The following is a 19,652-nucleotide window of genomic DNA, read 5'->3' as shown; positions in this document are numbered from 1 at the left end:
TACCAAACGGTCAGCGAAGGCCCTCGGCGCGGGCTTCGCGGAACAGGGCGCGCACTCCCAGGCGGTTGAGCGGCAAACGCAGCAGCTCCATGGCCAGAGCGTTCTGGCCATGACGGATCAGCCAGGCCAGCAGCGGCCGGAGCGTGCGCTCGTTCACCAGGCCCCCGAGTGTGAGCAGCTCCCAGAGCAGGCGGTGCCACCAGGTGAACTGAATGATGAAGCGCACTCGCCGGGTGGGGTGCTTCCGGTAGAACACCAGCCCCATACGGGCCCGCTCCTGCTCGATCCGCACCAGGTCTGGCAGTTGCTCCAGGCTGAGGGCGGGATGCCAGTGGTACCCCACTGCCGCCGGACAGCGCACCAGCTCCACCCCCAGCCGGCGCAGCCTTTCCCCCAGCTCCAGATCCTCCCAGCCGTAGAGGCGGAAGCCGGTGTCGAACAGGCCGGAGCGTTCCAGCAGCTGGCGATCGATCGCTACGTTGCCGGTGGCGAAGTAGGCCCAGGAGTGATCGCTCAGCTTGTGAGGTTCGCTGGTGGGGTCCTCGAAATTGGCCGTGTTGATCACAGCCCCATAGGTGAAGCAGAGCCGGTTACCGCTGCGCTGCCAGCGGGCTGCCAGGGACCGGGCATGCTCCAGCAGGAAGGTGCCGGTGACCACCAGATCGCTGTCGATGAAGACGATCACATCACCGCGGGCGTGATCCACGCCTCGGTTGCGGCCTTCGGCGGGTCCGCCATGGTCCTGCTCGATCAGGCGCACATGGGGGAAACGCCCCGCCTCCTGCCGCAGCCACTCGGCGGTGCCGTCTGTGGAGCCGTCATCGACCACCACCACTTCGTAGCCCTCGAGGGGGGGCTCCAACTGCTGATCCTCCAGCGCCAGCAGTGCCTTCTCCAGGATCGGCCGGCGGTTGTAGGTGGGGATGACGACGCTGGGGAACATGGCTTGGCTGCGGGAGCTGGTGAGCGCACCGCTCCCGGATCAGTCGGCGGCGCCGCCGTTGTTGGCAGTACCGGTGACGCCGTTTCCGGCCCCTTCACCACGGCCGTCGTTGCGGAGCTTGCGCTTCTTGAACTTGCGGGCGTAGGAGCGGTTGCGCTCCTGCTTTTCTTTCTTGAGGTTCCTGCGTTTCGCCATGAACTGCTTCGGGCTCGTTGGGGTGATCTTCCACCCTACCAACCTTCACCCAATGGCCATCAGGCGGCCGTCCTCCATCTGCACAAGCCGGTCGGCCACATCCAGGATGCGGGGGTCGTGGGTCACCATCAGCACTGCGCAGTGCTGCTCCCTGGCGAGACGCTTGAGCAGATCCACCACCTCGCGACCGCTCTGTTTGTCGAGCGCAGCGGTGGGTTCATCGGCCAGCAGCAGGCGGGGGTGGGCCGCCAGGGCCCGGGCGATCGCCACCCGTTGCTTCTGGCCTCCGGAGAGCCCGTGGGGCAGTTTGTCGAGATGGTCGCCGAGTCCGACCGCCCGCAGCCACTCGCGCGCCTGATCGCGCCGGGCCCGGTAGCTGAGGTTGGGCAGGAGGTCGGAGCCCATCTGCACGTTCTGCTCGGCGCTGAGGCAGCGCAGCAGGTTGTGTCCCTGGAAGATCATGCCGATGCGCCGCCGCAGTTGCTGACGCTGCTTCCGGCTGGAGTCGTTCAGGTGCTGGCCCAGCACCCGCACCTGGCCCTGCTGCACCTGGCGCAGGGCTCCCACCAGGGTGAGCAGGGTGGTCTTGCCGCAACCCGAGGGACCAGTGAGCAGCACCACCTCCCCGGGCTGGATGGTCAGGCTCACCTGCTGGAGAACCTGACGGCGCATCTCACCGGCTCCATACCAATGGCAGAGACCTTCCACCTCGACCATCGGCAGCGGGGAACCAGCCGGGGCAGAGCGGGCTTGAAGGGACGAGGGAGAGGCTGTCATGGCGACACGGCTGGGGCGGCGTTCAGAAGATCTCGGCGGGGTCGGCATCCCCGAGGCGGCGCATCGCCATGCCGGCCGAACCCATGCACATCACCAGGATCAGACTGAACACCAGGACGGCCCGGGGCATGTCCATGTACACCGGGAGACGGGTCGCTGATCGCACCAGCGCATAGAGGCCCTGGCCGGCGGCGTAGGCCGGCAGGTAGCCGAGCAGCGCCAGCAGCAACCCTTCCCTTGCCACGACCCCCAGCAGGGTGGAGAGGCGATACCCCATCGCCATCAAGGTGGCGTATTCCGGCAGGTGATCACTCACATCGCTGTAGAGGATCTGGTAAACGATCACGCAACCGACAATGAAGCCCATGGCGGCTCCGAGGGTGAAGATGAAGCCGATGGCCGTGCTGTTGCGCCAGTAGTCCTTCTCGAAGTCCATGAAGCCCTGTTTGGTGAACACGTTCACGTCCTTGGGCAGGGAGTCCTTGAGGCGCTTCATCACCAAGGCGGGATCCGCCCCCGGGCGCAGGCGGATCAGGCCCACTTCGATGCTGCCGGGGGGCGTGTTGGGCAGCAGTTGCAGGTAGGTCTCGCTGCTGGTGAGGATGTTGCCGTCGGCCCCGAACGACACCCCTAGGGCCACGAGGCCGCCTACACGCACCCGCTTTCCACCGATTTCGCTCTCCACCGTGCGGCCCGCCCGGAACCATTCGGCCACGGGCCCGAACTCAGGCCTAGAGAGTTCATCGAAGAGCACCCGACCCCGCTGGTTGAGCACCCTGGCCTTCGCTGTCAGGCCTGGAACGGTTAACAGGGGATCGCCAGGCTCGAATCCCAGGGCCAGGATCGAGCGGGTGCTGAGATCTTTGGGATTCCGCCAGATCACAAGATTCCAGTGCACCGGCGTGATGCCGGCCACGTCGGGATCGGCCAGGGTCTGGACCAGACGCCGGCGAGGAAAGCCGGCCATGCTCACCGAACTGCTGGAGCGGGGGCTGAGCAGCACCAGGTCGGCGTCGAACAGCTTGTGCACCGTGACGCTGGCGTCGAACAGCCCGTCACGGAAGCCGAACTGCATGAACATCAGGATCCCGGCGAAGCTGATGCCCGCCAGGGCCACCGCCAACCGGGCCGGTTGGCGGGTGAGCAGCAGCCAGGCCAGGGGAATCCGGCGTCGGTTCCAGATCGCCGCCAGACCGGGCCAGGCTCTCATGGCTCGAAGCGAATCACGGTCTTGAGTCCGGCGCGAGTGCTGATCCGGGGGATGTCGGCCGGATCCAGGGCGAGCCGCACTTCCACAATGCGCGCATCGGCATCACCGGTGGGGTCGGTGGAGAGCACATCACGCTGGCGTACCTGGGGGCTGATCCTGATCACCCGACCATTGAGGGTGCCGCTGAAGCCCCCGTTCTCGCTGGTGACACTGGCCCGCTGGCCCAGTCGCAGGCGGTTGATGTCGCTCTCGTACACCTCGGCGAGCACCTCCATCTGGTCGCTGGCACCCAGCTCGAGGATTCCGTCATCGCCGGGGCGCTCCCCCACCCGCGATTGCAGCTTCAGCACGGTGCCGCTGAACGGAGCCCGCAACACCGTGTTCACCAGATCGGCCTCCGTCTTGACCAGTTCGTCCTGGGCTTCGCGCAGATTGCCCTTGAGCTCCACCAGGGTGAGTTCGCGGCTTTCGAGGTCGGCGGGAGGGGTGGCACCCGCTTTGGCCAGTTGGCGGTAGCGGGAGATTTCCCGCCCTAGCAGGGTCACCTGGTCGGTGAGGTTGGCGATGCGGCTCTGGAGCAGCCGCCGCTGGGCCTGAAGGGCGGGGCCGGTGTCGAAGGTCGCCAGCAACTGGCCCGCCTGCACCCGCTGACCCTCCTCCACCAACAGCTCGGTGATCCGGGGGCTGCCTCCGATGCCGGTGATCGGTGCTGCCAGCTTGCGGATGTCACCGGCTGGCTCAAGGCGTCCCAGAGCCGAGACCGCTTCCAGCGTCCTGGGCTGGGCAACGGTCTGGGGCTCTGCCTCCGGTTTGACGCCCTGCTGGCTGCGGCTGATCAGGGTGATCGTCCCGGCTACAAGCAGCAGGGCAGCTGCGCCGATGAGCACCGGTCGCAGCGGCAGGCCGCTCATGCGGGCGAGGGGGGATCGTCGAACAGGAGCTTCTCGATGTAGCGATCCGCCCAGCTCGGATTGAACGCCTTCTCCAGCACGCGGCGGGTTTTGTCGTTCCGTTTCTGCTGCTGGCAATACGAAAGTTGGCCGTGATACCGGAAAACCGTAGCGGGGTCATCAACAGCCTGCTCCGGCGTGATGGCCACTGCCTTGGCCATCACCGCCAGCAGCGCCACCACCTCCTCCAGGAACCAGCCTTCCTCCTCTTCGGTCACCGGCCGTACGAAGCGCACGTAAGGGGAGAAGATCGTCCCCCAGGCAGGCAGCTCCCGCGGCTGGCTGTAAGGGCGCCGCGGCAAGGCGGCCAGATCGGAAGCGATCCCGGCCGCCAGCTCCCCGCCCGTGGGGGAGAGATCGGCGATGGCGGCTGACACTCCAGCGGGGCCTGCAACGATGTCGGCGCCGAAGACGGGCAGGTCGTAGCGGGGATCAGGGAAGAACACGCAGTGCAGGATCTGCAGACCCGCACCCAGCCGGGCGGTTTCCAGATGGAGTTTGCGCAGGCCGCGGCAGCGGCGCAGCTCATTGTGAATGAACAGCTTTTCGCCGTCGAGGCTGCCGCTGATCGCCTCGAGATCCTGGTCGATGGCCAGGGGAGCAAGCCCCGGCAGTGTGCTCCAGCTGCTGCGGATAGTTTCCGCCAGGGCATCCACGAGGGGATGCAGGCCAGAGGCGGCGGGGCGCTGGTCGGGGCTGGGGGCGGGGACGGTTGAGGTCACGTGGGCAGCCTCGGCCAGCAGAATGTTGATCCTGCCACGCCCGTTCGGTCCAGCCGTTGCCCCTTTCCTTCCCTCCGCCGCTCCAGGCTGCCGACAGCTTCGAGGATCCCAGCCTGCTCCGCCTCGCCAATGGGGTGGAGGTGGTGAGTCTGCGCCAGGAGCAGGCCCCTCTGGTCTGCCTCGACTTCTGGTGCCAGGCCGGCAGCGCCGGTGAAGAGCCCGGTCAGGAGGGGATGGCCCATTTCCTGGAGCACATGGTCTTCAAGGGCAGTGAACGCCTGGAGGCGGGGCAATTCGATCGCCGCATCGAGTCTTTAGGTGGCAGCAGCAATGCGGCCACGGGTTTCGACGACGTGCACTACCACGTGCTCGTGCCAGCGGAGGCGGTGACCGAAGCCCTGGAGTTGCTGCTCGATCTGGTGCTCAAGCCGCGTCTCGATCCCGGCGATTTCCGGATGGAGCGCAAGGTGGTGCTCGAAGAGCTTGCCCAGAGTGAGGATCAGCCCGAGGAGGTTGCCTTCCAGCGCCTGCTAGCCCTGGCCTGTCCAGGGCACCCCTATGGCAGGCCGATCCTGGGGGACCGCAGGGCCCTCAAGGCCCAGACCCCAGACGGGATGGCCTCCTTTCACAACAACGCCTACCGGCCTCGGCGCTGCAGCCTGGCCCTGGCCGGTGCCATCGATCAACTGCCGATCGAGACCCTGCTGGCGAGCAGTGCCCTGGCCGGGCTTGATTCCCAGGCCACGGCACCGCCACCAGGGGTAGCCCTGGAGCTGCGTCCCGGTGTCCATGAACTGGAGCTGCCCCGTCTGGAGGCGGCCCGCCTGCTGATGGCCTGGCAGCTTCCCGCCGCCGCCGATCTGGAAGCGGTGGCCGGCGCCGATCTGCTCACCAGCCTGCTGGCCGAAGGGCGCCGCAGTCGCCTGGTGCAGCGGCTGCGCGAAGACCTGCGCCTGGTGGAGAGCATCGATCTGGATCTGAATGTGCTCGAATCCGGCAGCCTGGCCCTGCTCGAGGCGGTCTGCGCTCCAGAGCAGGTGGCGGCGGTGGAGGAGCAGATCGCGGTGGTCTGGCAGGAGATCTGCTGCACACCTCCCCCCGAGAGTGAGCTGGAGCGCGCCCGCCGTCTGGTGGCCAATGGATATCGCTTCGGCCTGGAGTCGGCGTCGTCGGTGGCGGGTCTGATCGGTCACCAGTGCCTCTGGGGGCGTCTGCAACCGCTGAGCCATCCCCTGGAGCTGCTGCAGCGCTGGAGCGTGGAGCGCCTCGGCGCTGAGCTGCTGCCTCTGCTGGCTCCCGAGCGCGCTTGTCGTCTGTTGGCCCTGCCCGCATGAGCCGCTCCACCCCCCTGCCTCCCCTTCCCCAGCCCGAGTGCTTCGAGCTGCCCGGGGGCTGCCCGGTCTCGGTGCTGCGCCGAGCAGGGCCGGCGATCCTTTCCGCCAGGCTCTGGATCCGTGGTGGCAGCGCGGGCGATCCGCCAGGCCAGCGCGGCCGGGCCCAGCTGCTGGCAGGACTGCTCAGCCGGGGTTGCGGCGACCTCAGCGGCGATCAACTGGCTGATCTGGTGGAGGGTCTCGGCGATGAATTGCGCTGCGAAGCCAGCGAAGACGCCCTGGTGATCAGTCTGAAGTGCGCCAGCGACGACGCTGCGGCCCTGCTGCCTTTGCTTGGGGTCATGGTGCAGTCCCCCTGGCTCGATCCTGACCAGATCAGCCTCGAGAGGCAACTGAACCTGCAGACCCTCGGACGCCTGCGCGAAGACCCGTTCCAGCAGGCCCACGACCAGCTGCGTTCCCACCTTTTCGGCCAGGGCCCCTATGGCCACGACCCTCTGGGCGTGGAGGCGGAACTGGCCGGGCTTGATCGTCCCCAGTTGGTGGATGCCGCAGGAGCCCTGGGGGGGCACGGGGCGGCACTGGTGCTGGTGGGCCGGCCACCCAAGGACCTGATCGAATTGCTGCAGCCCGCCGGCAGCCCGGCCTGGAACTGCCGAACCCCGTCGCTGCTGAGTGGGCAGGAGGCGAAGAACGAACCGGCCCTGGTGCTGGAGGAGCAGGACACCGAGCAGCTGGTGCTGATGCTCGGGACCGCCACGGTGCCCCTGGCCGATCCCCGCTCCCTTGCCCTGCGCTTGCTGCAATGCCACCTGGGAGTGGGCATGTCGAGCCGGTTGTTCGTGGCCCTGCGGGAAGATCACGGCCTGGCCTACGACGTGGGTGTCCACGCCCCGGCCCGCTGTGGCGCAGCCCCCTTCGTGTTCCACCTCTCCAGTTCTGCTGAGCGGGCCGCGGAGGCCACCACGGAGTTGCTGTCTGAGTGGCAGCGGCTGCTGGATCAGCCCCTGAGCGAGGAGGAACTGGCCCTGGCCATCGCCAAGTTCCGCGGCGCCTCCGCGGCCGGCCGGCAGACCTGCGGCCAGATTGCCGATCGCCAGGCGATGGTGCTGGGCCATGGCCTGGATTGGTCCTACGCCGATGAGGCGCTGGAGCGGGCCGGAAGCTTCGACCCCGACATGCTCCATGTCGTGGCCCGCCAGCTGCTGAGCCGACCAAGCCTGAGCCTCTGCGGACCGCCCCGGGCCCTGGGGGCCGCTGGGAAGGTCTGGGGCACTCATCCCCTGGGCCGCCCCTCGGGGGTGCAGGCGCTGAGCTGATCGGCGCCCAGCAGGAAAGTGCCGCGCCGGAAGCGCACGGCCAGGAGGTTGATGGCCCTGAGAGCCATCACCTGGCCGGCTTCATCGCCATCGACCAGATCGGGAGGTCGCAGCATCGGCATCGGATCGGCGGTTTTGAGGTAAGTGAGTCGGGTCGTGATCCGAACCCAGTCACCCACGCTGAACGCCGGTGCTTCGGGCTCAGCAACAGCTTCGGAAGGCGGATCTGTTGGCCCATGGTTCGGCTGATCGTTCGTCGGCTGAACCATGGGCTCACCTGGTTGATCGGTGGTCAGATCGGGGAAGCTCATCGCCACCGCTGTTCAGCTGGCATCCACTACAGCAGGATGGAGCGAGCCAATCACCCTTCGTTTGCGGGCCTTAGCCAACTGGAGTGGGGCCCTCATGGGGCTGCTGCTGATCATCATGGGGGGTCTGATCCAGGCCGCCATCCCCCTGCCTCTGGCTGGTGGAGGTCTGCGCCTGTTCGATCTCCCCGTCACCGCCCAGGTGCCGGCACTGTTGCTCACGGCGCTGGTCTGCGGCCCCAGGCCGGCCCTGCTGGCGTCGGTGGCCTACCTCAGCCTCGGCCTGCTGATGCTGCCGGTGTTCCATTCCGGAGGTGGTATGGCCTACCTGCTGGATCCAGGCTTCGGCTACCTGGCCGGCTTCATGCCGGCAGCCTGGGTGAGTGGTCGGCTGGCCCGCCAGGAGGGGATGGGCGAGCTGCTGCGGCTGCTGGGAGCTGCCTGCCTGGGGTTGCTGGTGATTCAGCTCTGCGGCATCGCCAACCTGCTGCTCGGGGCTCTGGCGGGCCGCTGGGCCGCTGGACTGCCCGATCTGCTGGTCGCCTACAGCCTCGGTCCCCTGCTGCCCCAGCTGTTGCTTTGCTGCGGGGTGGCGGTGCTGGCCTGGCCCCTGCGCCGCCTCCTGCTGGTGGAGCCATGAGCGCAGGCGTGAGCTCCAGCCGTCGCCTTGCCTGGACCGTGGCGGGGCTGGTGGTGGTGCTCGACCAGCTCAGCAAGGCGTGGGCCTCTGCCGCTCTGCCTCCTGGCCTGGCGGAACCCCTGATTCCGGGGCTCCTGCGTCTGCGGCTGGTCTTCAACACCGGTGCTGCGTTCAGCCTTCTCAGCGGCCAGGCCGTCTGGCTGGGTGTGGTGAGCCTGGTGGTGGCGCTGCTGCTGGTGGTGTGGATCCAGCGCCACCCATCGTTACCGCGCTGGCAGTGGCTGGGACTCGGATCATTGCTCGGTGGGGCAGTGGGCAATGGCCTCGACCGCTGGCGGATAGGTGGCGTGGTCGATTTTCTCGAGTTGGTGCCCGTCCAGTTCCCGGTGTTCAACCTTGCCGATGTGGCGATCAATGTGGCTGTGGTCTGCCTGATCCTCGATCTGTGGGAGGGACGTCCCCGTGAGCGCCGTTGAGGGCCTGAAGCGGGGGCTGGTGGAGCTGGAGAGCCCGGCGTCCGCTCAGGTTGAGATCCATCTGAGCGGCCACGCCCCCCGCCGGATCAAGCTCCACGGCCGGCTGGTCCGACTCGGCCGCGATCCTGGCCTTGAGCTGAGCCTGGATCACCCCGCTGTCAGCAAGCAGCACGCTTGGCTCGAACCAGTGGGCCACGACTGGCTGATCCGTGACAGCGGCTCCACCAACGGGCTGTTCTGGCGCGGTCAGCGGATCCGGGAGCTGTTGCTGCGGGATGGTGATGTGGTCCGCTTCGGCCCCCCCGAGGAGCCGGGGTTGCCGGAACTGGTGTTCGAGCGCAAGCCTCTGCCCCGGGGACTGCGGCTGGCCCGTGGCCTCACCCTGGTGCTGGCGGGGCTGGGTTCGGGTGGCCTGCTCCTGCTCGCTCTGGCCGCTGTGTGGACGCCGGTGCGGGGCAGCCTGGCGCCGGTGCGGGGCCCCCTCGCCCTCTACGACCGGTTGAACCGGCCCATCAGTTCCGCGGAATCAAGCGAACACCGCGAAAACGACGCCCTCTCCGATTTCCCGCCGGTCCTGGTGGATGCCCTGCTCGCCAGTGAGGACAGCCGCTTCTGGTGGCATCCCGGCGTGGATCCGATCGGTACTGCCCGCGCCCTGGCCACCAACGTGCTCGGCGGACGGGTGCTGGAGGGTGGCAGCACCCTCACCCAGCAGCTGGCCCGCAGCCTCTACCCGGAGCAGGTGGGCCAGGGTGAAACGCTGATCCGCAAGTGGCGGGAGCTGCTGGTGGCCCTGCAACTGGAGGCCCGCTTCAGCAAGGGCGACCTGCTGCTGAGCTACCTGAACCGGGTGTACCTCGGAGTGGGCTGGGGCTTCGAGGACGCCGCCCGCAATTACTTCGCCAAGCCGGCGGCCAGGCTCAGCCTGGAGGAGGCGGCTCTGCTGGTGGGTCTGCTCCCTTCTCCCAACGGCCACGATCCCTGCATCAACCCCCAGGCGGCCCTGGAGGCCCGAAACGTCGTGCTGCTGAAGATGGCCGACAGCGGCCGCATCAGCGCTGACCGGGCCCGCCGCTCTCGCCGCAGCCCCATTCAGCTAGGGAGCCAGGCCTGCCGCAAGGGCAGCCGGCGCCCTGCCCCCTACTACACGGATCAGGTGCGTCTAGACCTGGAGAGGCTGCTGGGGGTGGATGTGGCGGCGGAGGGGAATTTCCTTGTGGAGACCCACCTGGATCCGCCGGTACAGGAGCTGGTGGAGCGGCAGCTGCGCCGTCGCCTGGCCGCTGCCGCCGCCCTGGGGGTGAGCGAGGGCGCTGTGGTGCTGCTGGACAGCCGCAACGGCGGAGTGATCGCCATCGCCGGCGGGCGCGATTACCGCACCAGTCAGTACAACCGGGCCAGCCAGGCCCTGCGGCAGCCAGGCAGCACCTTCAAGCTCTTCACCTACCTGGCGGCCCTGCAGCGGGGCTCCAGGCCCGGCGACGTCATCAGCTGCAGTCCCCTGAGCTGGCGCGGCCAGTCGTTCTCCAGTGGTTGCGGCGGCAGCCTCAGCCTGCGTCAGGCCTTCGCCATCAGCAGCAACACCGCCGCCCTGCGCCTGGCCCGGCGGGTGGGTCTGGAGGCAGTGGTGCAGCAGGCCCAGGATCTGGGCATCAGCTCCAGCCTCAACCCCGTGCCAGGCCTGACCCTCGGCCAGAGCGAGGCGCGGCTGATCGAGCTCACCGCCGCCTATGGGGCTGTGGCCAATGGCGGGGTATGGCATGCCCCCAGCACCATCCGCCGCCTCACCGACGCCGAGACCTGCGCGGGCCTCGAGAGCGAACGCTGCCGCCAGTTGCGCAACAAGGGCGATCAGCCGAACCGGGCCATCCAGGCCGGCCGCAGCGTGCTCAAGCCCGAGGTGGCCCGCAGCATGCAGGGGCTGCTCCAGGCCGTGGTGCGCTCCGGCACCGGTGGTGCGGCCTACCTCGGTGGGGAGGAAGGGGGCAAGACCGGCACCACCAACGGGGCCAGGGATCTCCTGTTCATCGGCTATGACCCCAGTCGCCACTGGGTGATGGGCATCTGGCTGGGCAACGACGACAACAGCCCCACCCGCAGCGGCAGCGCCCTGGCCGCCGGCCTCTGGGGCGACATCATGCGCCAGGCCACCCCGAGCCGTGCCGCCCCAGCGGCTAAGCCCTGATGCCACGTCTGCGCCTCTGGATCTGGGTGGCGGCGGGCCTGGCCGTGATCGTGGCCCTTTCACTATTGCTGCAGGCCTTCAACAACCTGGTGTGGCAGCTCAGCTACCTGCTGCCACCGGCCCTGGTGGGCCCGCTGCTCGTGCTGGTGCTGGGTGGCGGCGCTGTGCTGCTGCTGCGCCTGGCCTGGCCCTGGTTGCTGGCCTGGCGCAACCCCAGGCCAGGCCCCGGCCCCGGCAGCAAGCCCCTCCCTGCCCCCAGCAGCCGCCAGGAGGCAGCCGGCCAGCAGTTGCGCTCCATCGATCCGGTGCTGGAGCGGGTACGCGATGAGGTGGCGCGCGAAGCCCTGCGACAGGAGCGTGACCGGGTGGAGGCGGAGCTCGCCCGCGGCGATCTGGTGCTGGTGATTTTCGGCAGTGGCTCCGCCGGCAAGACCTCCCTGATCCGTGCCCTGCTGCAGCAGGTGGTGGGGGATGTGGGGGCCGCGATGGGCTCCACCACCACCTGTCAGACCTACCGGTTGCGCCTGAAGGGCTTGCAGCGGGGCCTGCAACTGGTCGATACACCTGGCATTCTCGAATCCGGCCGCGACGGTCAGGAGCGCGAGCGTGAGGCCCGCCGGCAGGCTGCCCGTGCCGATCTGCTGGTGCTGGTGGTGGATGGCGATCTGCGCGCCGCGGAGTTCCAAGTGTTCGAAGCCCTCGCCAGCCTCGGTAAGCGGCTGGTGCTGGTGCTGAACAAATGCGACCTGCGCGGCGAGGAGGAGGCGCGGCGCCTGCTGGCCCTGCTGCGCCAGCGCTGTGCTGGCAGGATCCCTGCCGAGGACGTGATCCCCGCCGCCGCGGCGCCCCAGTCGATCCCCAGGCCCGGCGGGCGACCGCTGCAGCCTGCTCCGGAGGTCGACGCCCTGCTGCGCCGTCTCTCGGAAGTGCTGCACCAGGACGGCGAGGAGCTGATCGCCGACAACATCCTGCTGCAGAGCCAGCGTCTCAGCGACGCCAGCCGTGCCCTGCTCTCGCGCCAGCGGCGCCAGGACGGGGAGGCCATCGTCGATCGCTACATGTGGATCGGCGCCGGGGTGCTGGTGGTGAACCCCCTGCCGGTGGTGGATCTGCTCGGCACCGCCGCCGTGAACGCTCAGATGGTGGTGGAGCTGGGCCGGGCCTACGGGGTGACGCTGACGCGCGAGGCCGGACAGGACCTGGCTCTCTCGGTGGGACGCACCCTGGCGGGTCTGGGGGTGATCAAGGGGGGGCTGGGATTGATCACCACCGCCCTGAGCCTGAACCTGCCGGCACTGGTGGTCAGCAAGGCGGTGCAGGGGGTGAGTGCCGCCTGGTTGACGCGGATCGCGGGCCTCAGCTTCCTCACGTACTTCGAGCAGGGTCAGGACTGGGGCGATGGGGGGTTGCAGGAGGTGGTGCGCCGCCAGTACGACCTCAACCGGAGGGAGGGGGCGTTGCGCGGTTTTCTGGAGGTGGCCCTGCGCCGTGTGGTGGAGCCTCTGCAGCGTCGGCGGGACCGGCAGTTGCCACCACGCCCAGGGCCTCGGGGGGAGGGGGCTGGAGGGGACCGCGGGCGTCGAGCACCGTGATCAGGCCGAGATACAGCACCCCGATCAGTATCGACAGGGCGCCGGTGACAATCGCCACCCAGCGTCCGCGGGGGTTCGCCTGAGGCTGCTGATCGCTCATGGTCGTAGTGGGTCCACGATGCCTGCTCACACGTGAAAGCCGGTCACCACCGATGGCATTTTGCCTAGTGCCGAAGGCTGAGGTTTCAGGTCAGATCCCCGGACCGCAGCGACTGGCTGACCACCGCCGCGAGCCCCTGCAGATGCTCCTCCTGGGTGTGGGGGTTGCCCAGCACTGCCTTGAGGTGGTGTTTCCCCTGGTAGCGGGGGCGGGAGAGCATCAGGTCGTGGGCCAGCAGCTGCTGGCGGCAGTGCTGCGACCACTGCTCGCAGCCGGCCGCATCCAGCTGGCTAGGCCGGAAGGCCAGCAGGTGCAGCGGGCCACTGAGCAGGGTGAGCTCGCCGGTGCCTTGTGCCCCATGCAAAAGCTGCTGAAGGCGGCGGCGGCGCTGAATTGCCCCCTCGATCACGGCCTCGATGCCATCGAGGCCCAGCTGGCGCAAGCCAAGCCACAACTTGAGAATCTCGGCACTGCGGCTGCCCTGCAGGCCGCACTCCCCACCATGGCCCCCTTCGCGGCTGAGTTCCATGTAGGGCAGACCCGTGGCGAAGCTTCGCTCCAGGGCGGTGGGATCAGCCAGCAGCAACAAGGAGGAGGTCTTGGTGATCCCCAGCAGCTTCTGGGGATTGATCGTGATCGAATCCGCCAGCCCCAGACCCTCGACCCGCTGGCGGTGGCGCTCACTCAGACCAAGCACTCCGCCGATCGCCGCATCGACGTGCAGCCAGATGTCGTGGCAGCGGCAGAGGGCGGCGAGTTCCACCAGGGGATCCACGGCCCCGCGAACGGTAGTGCCAGCCGTTGCCACCAGGGCGATCACGGGGATGCCGGCGGCGCTGAGGGTCTGCAGGCATTCGCCCACCAGTTCCGGCTGGAGGCGGCCGTCGTCATCGAGCGGCAGGCGGTGCAGGGCAGAGCCTGGAAGGCCCATCACCATCGCCGCCTTCTCCAGCGACGTGTGGCTGTCGAGGCCGCACAGCACAACGGCCTCGGGGGTGCCGCGCAGGCCGCGGCTTTCCCGGGCTGTGACCAGGGCCATCAGATTGCTGAGGCTGCCGCCGCTGGCGGGCACTCCACCGGCCAGCTCCCCCAGGCCCAGCCGCCGGGCCAACCAGCCGCACAGGCTCCGCTCCAGACGGCTGAGCGACGGGGAGAGCTCCTCGGCCAACAGATTGTTGTTGAGCCCAGCGCAGATCAGGTCCCCCACCAGCGAGGCGCTCAGAGGTGGGGGATCGAGGTGGGCCAGGGCGCCTGGATGGTTCGGGTTGTAGGCCCCCTCCATCACCAGGTGCAGATCCGCAAGCAGCCTCTGCGCTCCCAGTCCCGAAAGCTCCGGCTCCACGGCGGGCAGCAGACTCAGGCCCGGCAGGGGCGGACGGCTTACAGCCGAGCCCAGCCAGTGGCAGAGCTGATGGGAGGCGTCCTGCAGGAACGCCTCCAGATTTGCGTCGAAGACGCCCGGTGAGGCGAAGGGCAGGGGATCGAGCGCCCGCTCCTGGTGTGGCGTGACGGCCAAGGGCAAGGCGGTCGGGGGAATCATTGTCTCGTGTAACGGGAGCAAGTCGGGCGGGCAGCTCCGCCAACGAGAGCTGCAGGCCGTCAACGAGAGCTGCAGGCCGTTCGGGGATGACCTTGGATCTGGTGGCTGGCTGTCAGTCTCGGTGGACTATGTGCCGCTTAAACCTCCCCCTACTGCCTATGCGACCCCCTGCCCCCCTGCCGCTCAGCTGCCAGCAGTTCTGGATGGCGCGGTTGCTGCGGATGGCGCAGCGGGCGGGCGAGGCCGGCGAGATCCCCGTGGCGGCGGTTGTTCTCGATGGAGCTGGCCATGCTCTGGGCTGGGGAACGAACCGGCGTCAATCCCAGCAGGACCCCTTGGGCCATGCCGAGCTGGTGGCGCTAAGCCAGGCCGCGCGCCTGATTCACGACTGGCGTTTCAACGCCTGCACCCTGCTGGTGACCCTGGAGCCCTGTCCCATGTGCGCCGGAGCACTGATCCAGGCCCGCATGGGACGGGTGGTCTTCGCCGCTGGCGATGCCAAGCGTGGAGCCCTGGGCGGCTGTCTGAACCTTGCTACCCACCCAAGCGCGCATCACCACATGGAGGTGATGGCGGGTGTGAGGGAGCAGGAGGCCAGAGAGCTGCTGGAAAGCTGGTTCAGACGCCGGAGGCGAGCTCAGGCGATCGAGCCGAGCTCAGGCGATTGAGGCGACCGGCGCTGACTGACGGAAGGCGGGAAGTTCCGTCTCGAGCAGGTTGAGCAGCAGGTCGACGTTCTCCGGCTGGCTGTTGTAACCCATCAGGCCGATACGCCAGACCTTGCCAGCCAAGGCGCCCAGGCCACCGCCCACCTCGATGCCGTGGGTGTTGAGCAGGTGAAGGGAGAAGGCTTTGCCATCGATGCCCTCGGGAATGCGCACCGTGGTGAGGGTGGGCAGGCGCAGGTGCTCAGGCACGTGCAGCTCAAGGCCAAGGCGCTCCAGGCCCTCCCAGAGGCGCTCCGCGTTGCTGCGGTGTCGGCTCCAGGCCTTCTCAAGGCCCTCTTCGGCGAGCAGCCGCAGGGCTTCGCGCATGCCGAAGTTCATGTTCACCGGGGCGGTGTGGTGGTACACCCGGTTGCTGCCCCAGTACTGGTTGAGCAGGGAGACATCCAGATACCAGTTGGGCACCTTGCCTGTGCGGGCCGCCAGCTTGGCTTCAGCCCGCTCCCCCATGGTGAAGGGGCCGAGGCCTGGAGGGCAGCTCAGGCCTTTCTGGCTGCAGCTGTAGGCGAGGTCCACACCCCAGGCATCTAAGTGCACGGGCACAGCACCGAGAGAGGTGACCGTGTCGAGCAGCAGCAGGCAGTCGTAGCGGCGGCAGAGCTCGCCGATCCCCTCCATCGGCTGGCAGACGCCTGTGGAGGTTTCGGCATGAACCATCGCCAGGATCGCCGGACGGTGGCTGACCAGGGCCTGCTCGATCTCCTCGAGCGTGAAGGCTTCGCCCCAGGGCCGCTCGATCGTGACCACTTCGGCCCGGTAGCGTTCGGCCATGTCGACGAGGCGCAGGCCGAAGTAGCCCTTCACCGCCACCAGCACCTTGTCGCCTGGCTCCACCGTGTTGGCCAGGGTGGCCTCCATGGCCGCGCTGCCCGTGCCGCTCATGGGAATGGTGAGGCGGTTCTCTGTCTGCCATGCGTAGCGCAGCAGATCCTGCACCTCTCCCATCAGTTCGATGTAGAGGGGATCGAGGTGGCCGATCGGGGTGCGGGCTAGGGCCTGCAGCACCGTGGGGTGGGCGTTGGACGGCCCTGGACCGAGCAGAAGCCGGTCGGGAGTGGCGATCGGCCCCAGATTCAGGCGATGGCGATCACTCACGGCGGCCGCCGTGGAGATGGATGGAGAGGAAGACAGGGTGACCAAGACCTGCGGCGCAACTAAGGATCGATGAACATCAGCCTAAGCAGTGAGCCAACGGCCCTCAGCTGGCCCTCAGATTGGTGTCGGCCAGACCGCGGGCCATGTGCTCGAACGGAGCGCTGATCAGATTCCCTGGCTCAAGGCCAGCTTCCGACAGCCGCTCTGCCAGCACTTCGCCTAACAGCACGATGCTTCGCACTGTGGGACCGGTGGGGACCCCCAGGCTCTTGTAGGTGTCGTCGAGGCCATTGAGAACGCGCTCGTTGAGGATGGTGGGGTCGCCTGCCACGAGCGCGTAACTGGCGTAGCGCAGGAAATAGTCCATATCCCGCAGGCAGGCAGACAGCCGGCGGGTGGTGTAAGCGTTGCCGCCAGGGAGCAGCAGTTCCGGGTCCTGCTCGAACAGGCGACGACTGGCATCGCGGACGATCTCCGTCGCTTCCCGATTGATCAGTTCCACCGCTGCCAGCCTGACTTCAGCCTGGGAGTGGTAGGTGGCGATGCTCTCGATCGCATCACGATCGAGATAGCGCCCCAGCTGGTCATACCGGCCGATCAGACCGGTGATGGCATCGCGCATGACGTCGAGATCGTCTCACCTGGAGCGGAAACTAGCATCCGAGTCCGGCCAGATCCCTGTCCAGCCATGGGATCTGACCAATCTGACAGAAACGGTTACGCAGCTTGGCTTGCCAGCTCCCCCCACGGCCCGGACAGGGTCGAGGGTTACAACGGACACGAAAGGCCTGCTGGACCGGCCTAAGCATCGATTCCGGTGGCCCCCTCTGGCTGCTGCCAGCCTTCCTCCCCTCCGCCCTTCCCTGCCCCCATGGCCAACTCAGCCCAGGACGTGCTTCGCCGTATCAAGGAGGAGGGCCTTGAGCTGATCGATCTCAAGTTTGCCGATCTCCATGGCAAGTGGCAGCACCTCACCATCTGCGCCGACCTGCTTGATGATCATTCGTTTCAGACGGGCCTGGCCTTCGATGGCTCCTCGATCCGGGGCTGGAAAGCGATCAATGAATCGGACATGGCGATGGTTCCCGATCCGGCCACGGCCTGGATTGATCCCTTCCTTCGCCACAAAACCCTCAGCCTGATCTGCTCGATTCAGGAGCCCCGCAGCGGCGAGGCCTATGGGCGTTGCCCCCGGTCGCTGGCCCAGCGGGCCCTGGCGCACCTGGCCGGCTCAGGCCTGGCCGACACTGCCTACTTCGGGCCTGAACTGGAGTTCTTCCTGTTCGAGGACGTTCGCTACGGCTCCAGTGAGGGGGGCTGCTTCTACAGCGTCGATTCGATCGAAGCACCCTGGAACAGCGGCCGGCTGGAGGAGGGCGGCAATCTTGCTTACAAGATGAATTCGAAGCAGGGTTATTTCCCCGTCCCGCCCAGCGACACCTTTCAGGACATCCGCAGCGAGATGCTGCTGACCATGGCTCAGCTGGGGGTGCCGATCGAGAAGCATCACCACGAGGTGGGGGCCGCTGGCCAGCAGGAGCTGGGCATCAGGTTCGCAGAGTTGATCAGCGCTGCCGACAACGTGATGATCTACAAGCACGTAGTGCGCAACGTCGCCCGCAAATACGGACGCACAGCCACCTTCATGCCCAAACCGGTGTTCGCTGACAACGGCAGCGGCATGCACGTGCACCAGAGCCTCTGGAGGGACGGTCAACCGTTGTTTTTCGGACTGGGCACCTACGCGGATCTGTCCCAGACGGCCCGCTGGTACATCGGCGGACTGCTGCGCCATGCCCCCAGCTTCCTGGCCTTCACCAACCCCACCACCAACAGCTACAAGCGCCTGGTGCCGGGCTTCGAGGCGCCGGTGAATCTGGTCTATTCCCAGGGCAACCGCTCCGCGGCTGTGCGCATTCCTCTAAGCGGCGACAACCCCCGGGCCAAGCGACTGGAGTTCCGCAGCGGCGACGCCATGGCCAATCCCTACCTGGCGTTCTCCGCCATGCTGATGGCTGGTCTGGACGGCATCCGTCAGCAGATCGACCCGGGCGACGGGATGGATCTCGACCTGTTCGAGTTGCCCCCAGAGGATCTGGAGCAGATCGCCACGGTGCCCGCTTCCCTCGATGGGGTATTGGCGGCTCTCGATGCCGACCACGAGTATCTGCTGGCCGGGAACGTGTTCAGCGAGGACTTCATCCGCACCTGGATCGCGCTGAAGACAGACGAGGTTCAGCAGCTGCGGCAGCGACCCCATCCCCACGAATTCACGCTGTACTACGACGGCTGAACCGAGCTGGCGCGCGGTGTGGAGCTGGCGGATCCCCCCGGTGGTGCCTCGCAGCGGCCAGGTGGATCGGCTGAAATGAAGGTCTTCGATCGCCGCCTCTCCACCGGCACCCCATGCCCGACACCGTCAGCAAGTTCGCTTACCAGGCCCTGCAGCAGGGCAAGACGATCATGGGCCTGGCCCACAAGGAGCTCGGTGGTCGGCTGATGCGACTGGTCGATCCCCAGGGTGCCCCCCAGACGGTGCCTGTGCCTGCCCAGATGACCATGGCACTCAAGACCTCCATGGACAGGCTGCTTGAGACCGACTGGCAGGAGGCTGAGAGCGGCCTCTATCCCCCCTCCCTCCTCTTCGCTGCACCCTGGCTCGACTGGGCGGCCCGTTACCCCCTGGTCTGGTTGGACACCCCCCGTCAGTGGAACCGCCGCACCCAGCGCAAGGTGCGGGATCTGCCCAGAGATGTACGCCCCGAGGACTACCCCTCCTATTACCTGCAGAACTTCCACCATCAGACCGATGGCTACCTGAGCGACCATTCCGCTGCGCTTTACGACCTCCAGGTCGAAATTCTTTTCAACGGCAGCGCCGATGCCATGCGTCGCCGCCTGATCGCCCCCCTCAAGCGGGGGCTGCGGGCCTTCGCCCAGCGCTCACCCGGCCAGCTGCGTCTTCTGGATGTGGCAACCGGCACCGGCCGCACCCTACGCCAGCTGCGCGGTGGTCTCGGGGAGATCCAGCTGGTGGGCCTCGACCTCTCGGCGTCCTACCTGCGCGAAGCCAACCGCTGCCTCAGCCAGTTACCGGGGGAGCTGCCCCAGCTGGTGCAGGGCAATGCCGAGGCCCTGCCCTTCGCTGACAGCACCTTCCAGGCGGTGAGCTGTGTGTTCCTCTTCCATGAGCTTCCCGCCGAAGCCCGCCAGAACGTCCTGCGGGAGTGTTTCCGGGTGATTGAGCCAGGCGGTGTGCTGGTGCTGGCCGATTCGATCCAGTTGGCTGATTCCCCCGAGTTCTCAGCCGTGCTCGAGAATTTCCGTCGGGCCTTCCATGAGCCCTACTACCGCGATTACATCTCCGACGACATCCAGGCGCGCCTGGCTCAGGCCGGTTTCGGTGGGATCAGCGCCCAGTCCCATTTCATGACCCGGGTCTGGTCCGCCACCAAGCCTCTGGTCTGAGTTGCGTCAGCGCTGAAGCACAGCGGTCGCCCGATCGCGGCATCTCCTGAGAAACGTGAATAGATTTCCGCTG

19 protein-coding genes are annotated in these 19,652 nt (G+C 67.5%); 9 read left to right on the top strand and 10 right to left on the bottom strand.

The genetic code is table 11. The features are described 5' to 3' along the window. Positions 1–10: 10 nt before the first annotated feature. The 6 genes from KBY93_RS03535 to KBY93_RS03510 all read right to left on the bottom strand — a co-directional run bounded on the left by KBY93_RS03535 (position 11) and on the right by KBY93_RS03510 (position 4,797). On the bottom strand, positions 11–943 hold the full coding sequence (locus KBY93_RS03535) for a glycosyltransferase family 2 protein (RefSeq protein ID WP_255092858.1): 933 nt from the start codon (positions 941–943) through the stop codon (positions 11–13). Between the two features lie 39 nt (positions 944–982). Further along, positions 983–1,138, bottom strand: a complete 156-nt coding sequence (locus KBY93_RS03530; protein ID WP_011129965.1) for a hypothetical protein — start codon at positions 1,136–1,138, stop codon at positions 983–985. A 45-nt stretch (positions 1,139–1,183) separates the two neighbouring features. Further along, positions 1,184–1,855 (bottom strand): DevA family ABC transporter ATP-binding protein, encoded by a 672-nt coding sequence (locus KBY93_RS03525; RefSeq protein WP_255092916.1) that lies wholly within the window; start codon positions 1,853–1,855, stop codon positions 1,184–1,186. Positions 1,856–1,937: 82 nt separating this feature from the next. Continuing rightward, positions 1,938–3,125 carry an ABC transporter permease DevC gene (gene devC, locus KBY93_RS03520; protein ID WP_255092857.1) on the bottom strand — a complete coding sequence of 396 codons (1,188 nt, stop codon included), beginning with the start codon at positions 3,123–3,125 and terminating at the stop codon, positions 1,938–1,940. Further along, on the bottom strand, positions 3,122–4,036 hold the full coding sequence (locus tag KBY93_RS03515) for an HlyD family efflux transporter periplasmic adaptor subunit (RefSeq protein WP_255092856.1): 915 nt from the start codon (positions 4,034–4,036) through the stop codon (positions 3,122–3,124). Before KBY93_RS03515 ends, devC begins: the two co-directional genes overlap by 4 nt. Next, on the bottom strand, positions 4,033–4,797 hold the full coding sequence (locus KBY93_RS03510; RefSeq protein ID WP_255092855.1) for a phycocyanobilin:ferredoxin oxidoreductase: 765 nt from the start codon (positions 4,795–4,797) through the stop codon (positions 4,033–4,035). The genes KBY93_RS03515 and KBY93_RS03510 overlap by 4 nt, the downstream gene beginning before the upstream one ends. Before the next feature lie 56 nt (positions 4,798–4,853). On the opposite strand from KBY93_RS03510, the gene KBY93_RS03505 reads away from it, so the two are divergent. Together KBY93_RS03505 and KBY93_RS03500 are read left to right on the top strand one after the other, a co-directional pair. Next, complete coding sequence (locus tag KBY93_RS03505) at positions 4,854–6,131, top strand: pitrilysin family protein (RefSeq protein ID WP_255092854.1); 1,278 nt, start codon at positions 4,854–4,856, stop codon at positions 6,129–6,131. Continuing rightward, positions 6,128–7,450: a pitrilysin family protein gene (locus KBY93_RS03500; protein WP_255092853.1), complete on the top strand. Its 1,323-nt coding sequence runs from the start codon at positions 6,128–6,130 to the stop codon at positions 7,448–7,450. The genes KBY93_RS03505 and KBY93_RS03500 overlap by 4 nt, the downstream gene beginning before the upstream one ends. On the opposite strand, the gene KBY93_RS03495 is transcribed toward KBY93_RS03500, so the two are convergent. Continuing rightward, entirely contained in the window at positions 7,408–7,719 is a 312-nt protein-coding gene (locus KBY93_RS03495; RefSeq protein WP_315856382.1) for an NAD(P)H dehydrogenase assembly family protein, read from the bottom strand. The genes KBY93_RS03500 and KBY93_RS03495 overlap by 43 nt on opposite strands. Positions 7,720–7,822: 103 nt before the next feature. On the opposite strand from KBY93_RS03495, the gene KBY93_RS03490 reads away from it, so the two are divergent. The 4 genes from KBY93_RS03490 to KBY93_RS03475 are packed head-to-tail and all read left to right on the top strand — an operon-like array spanning position 7,823 to position 12,651. After that, a complete protein-coding gene (locus KBY93_RS03490) occupies positions 7,823–8,398 on the top strand; it encodes a biotin transporter BioY (protein ID WP_255092852.1) in 576 nt (191 codons plus the stop codon). Then, positions 8,395–8,874, top strand: coding sequence for a signal peptidase II (gene lspA / locus KBY93_RS03485; protein ID WP_255092851.1), 480 nt, complete (start codon positions 8,395–8,397; stop codon positions 8,872–8,874). The genes KBY93_RS03490 and lspA overlap by 4 nt, the downstream gene beginning before the upstream one ends. Beyond that, positions 8,861–11,059 carry a transglycosylase domain-containing protein gene (locus KBY93_RS03480; protein ID WP_255092850.1) on the top strand — a complete coding sequence of 733 codons (2,199 nt, stop codon included), beginning with the start codon at positions 8,861–8,863 and terminating at the stop codon, positions 11,057–11,059. Before lspA ends, KBY93_RS03480 begins: the two co-directional genes overlap by 14 nt. Further along, positions 11,059–12,651 (top strand): YcjF family protein, encoded by a 1,593-nt coding sequence (locus KBY93_RS03475; RefSeq protein WP_255092849.1) that lies wholly within the window; start codon positions 11,059–11,061, stop codon positions 12,649–12,651. The genes KBY93_RS03480 and KBY93_RS03475 overlap by 1 nt, the downstream gene beginning before the upstream one ends. Before the next feature lie 185 nt (positions 12,652–12,836). On the opposite strand, the gene KBY93_RS03470 is transcribed toward KBY93_RS03475, so the two are convergent. Next, on the bottom strand, positions 12,837–14,291 hold the full coding sequence (locus tag KBY93_RS03470; protein WP_255092848.1) for an aminotransferase class V-fold PLP-dependent enzyme: 1,455 nt from the start codon (positions 14,289–14,291) through the stop codon (positions 12,837–12,839). Between the two features lie 158 nt (positions 14,292–14,449). On the opposite strand from KBY93_RS03470, the gene KBY93_RS03465 reads away from it, so the two are divergent. Continuing rightward, positions 14,450–14,959: a nucleoside deaminase gene (locus tag KBY93_RS03465; RefSeq protein WP_255092847.1), complete on the top strand. Its 510-nt coding sequence runs from the start codon at positions 14,450–14,452 to the stop codon at positions 14,957–14,959. Here the strand turns inward: KBY93_RS03465 and KBY93_RS03460 are convergent. After that, positions 14,948–16,111, bottom strand: coding sequence for an alanine--glyoxylate aminotransferase family protein (locus tag KBY93_RS03460; protein ID WP_255092914.1), 1,164 nt, complete (start codon positions 16,109–16,111; stop codon positions 14,948–14,950). The genes KBY93_RS03465 and KBY93_RS03460 overlap by 12 nt on opposite strands. 103 nt (positions 16,112–16,214) lie before the next feature. Beyond that, positions 16,215–16,733 carry an allophycocyanin subunit beta gene (locus KBY93_RS03455; protein ID WP_255092846.1) on the bottom strand — a complete coding sequence of 173 codons (519 nt, stop codon included), beginning with the start codon at positions 16,731–16,733 and terminating at the stop codon, positions 16,215–16,217. A 249-nt stretch (positions 16,734–16,982) separates the two neighbouring features. Between KBY93_RS03455 and glnA the strand changes: the two genes are divergently transcribed. Together glnA and KBY93_RS03445 are read left to right on the top strand one after the other, a co-directional pair. Continuing rightward, positions 16,983–18,404, top strand: a complete 1,422-nt coding sequence (gene glnA, locus KBY93_RS03450; RefSeq protein ID WP_255092845.1) for a type I glutamate--ammonia ligase — start codon at positions 16,983–16,985, stop codon at positions 18,402–18,404. 113 nt (positions 18,405–18,517) lie between these two features. Then, the gene (locus tag KBY93_RS03445) at positions 18,518–19,579 is read left to right on the top strand and encodes a class I SAM-dependent methyltransferase (RefSeq protein ID WP_255092844.1); all 1,062 of its coding nucleotides are present in this window, start codon (positions 18,518–18,520) and stop codon (positions 19,577–19,579) included. Positions 19,580–19,652: the final 73 nt, after the last annotated feature.

The organism is Synechococcus sp. J7-Johnson, assembly GCF_024345795.1.
Taxonomy (GTDB): Bacteria; Cyanobacteriota; Cyanobacteriia; order PCC-6307; family Cyanobiaceae; genus Regnicoccus_A.
Note: the sequence above shows the minus strand (reverse complement) of the source record. Positions and strands in the feature narration are given on the sequence as shown.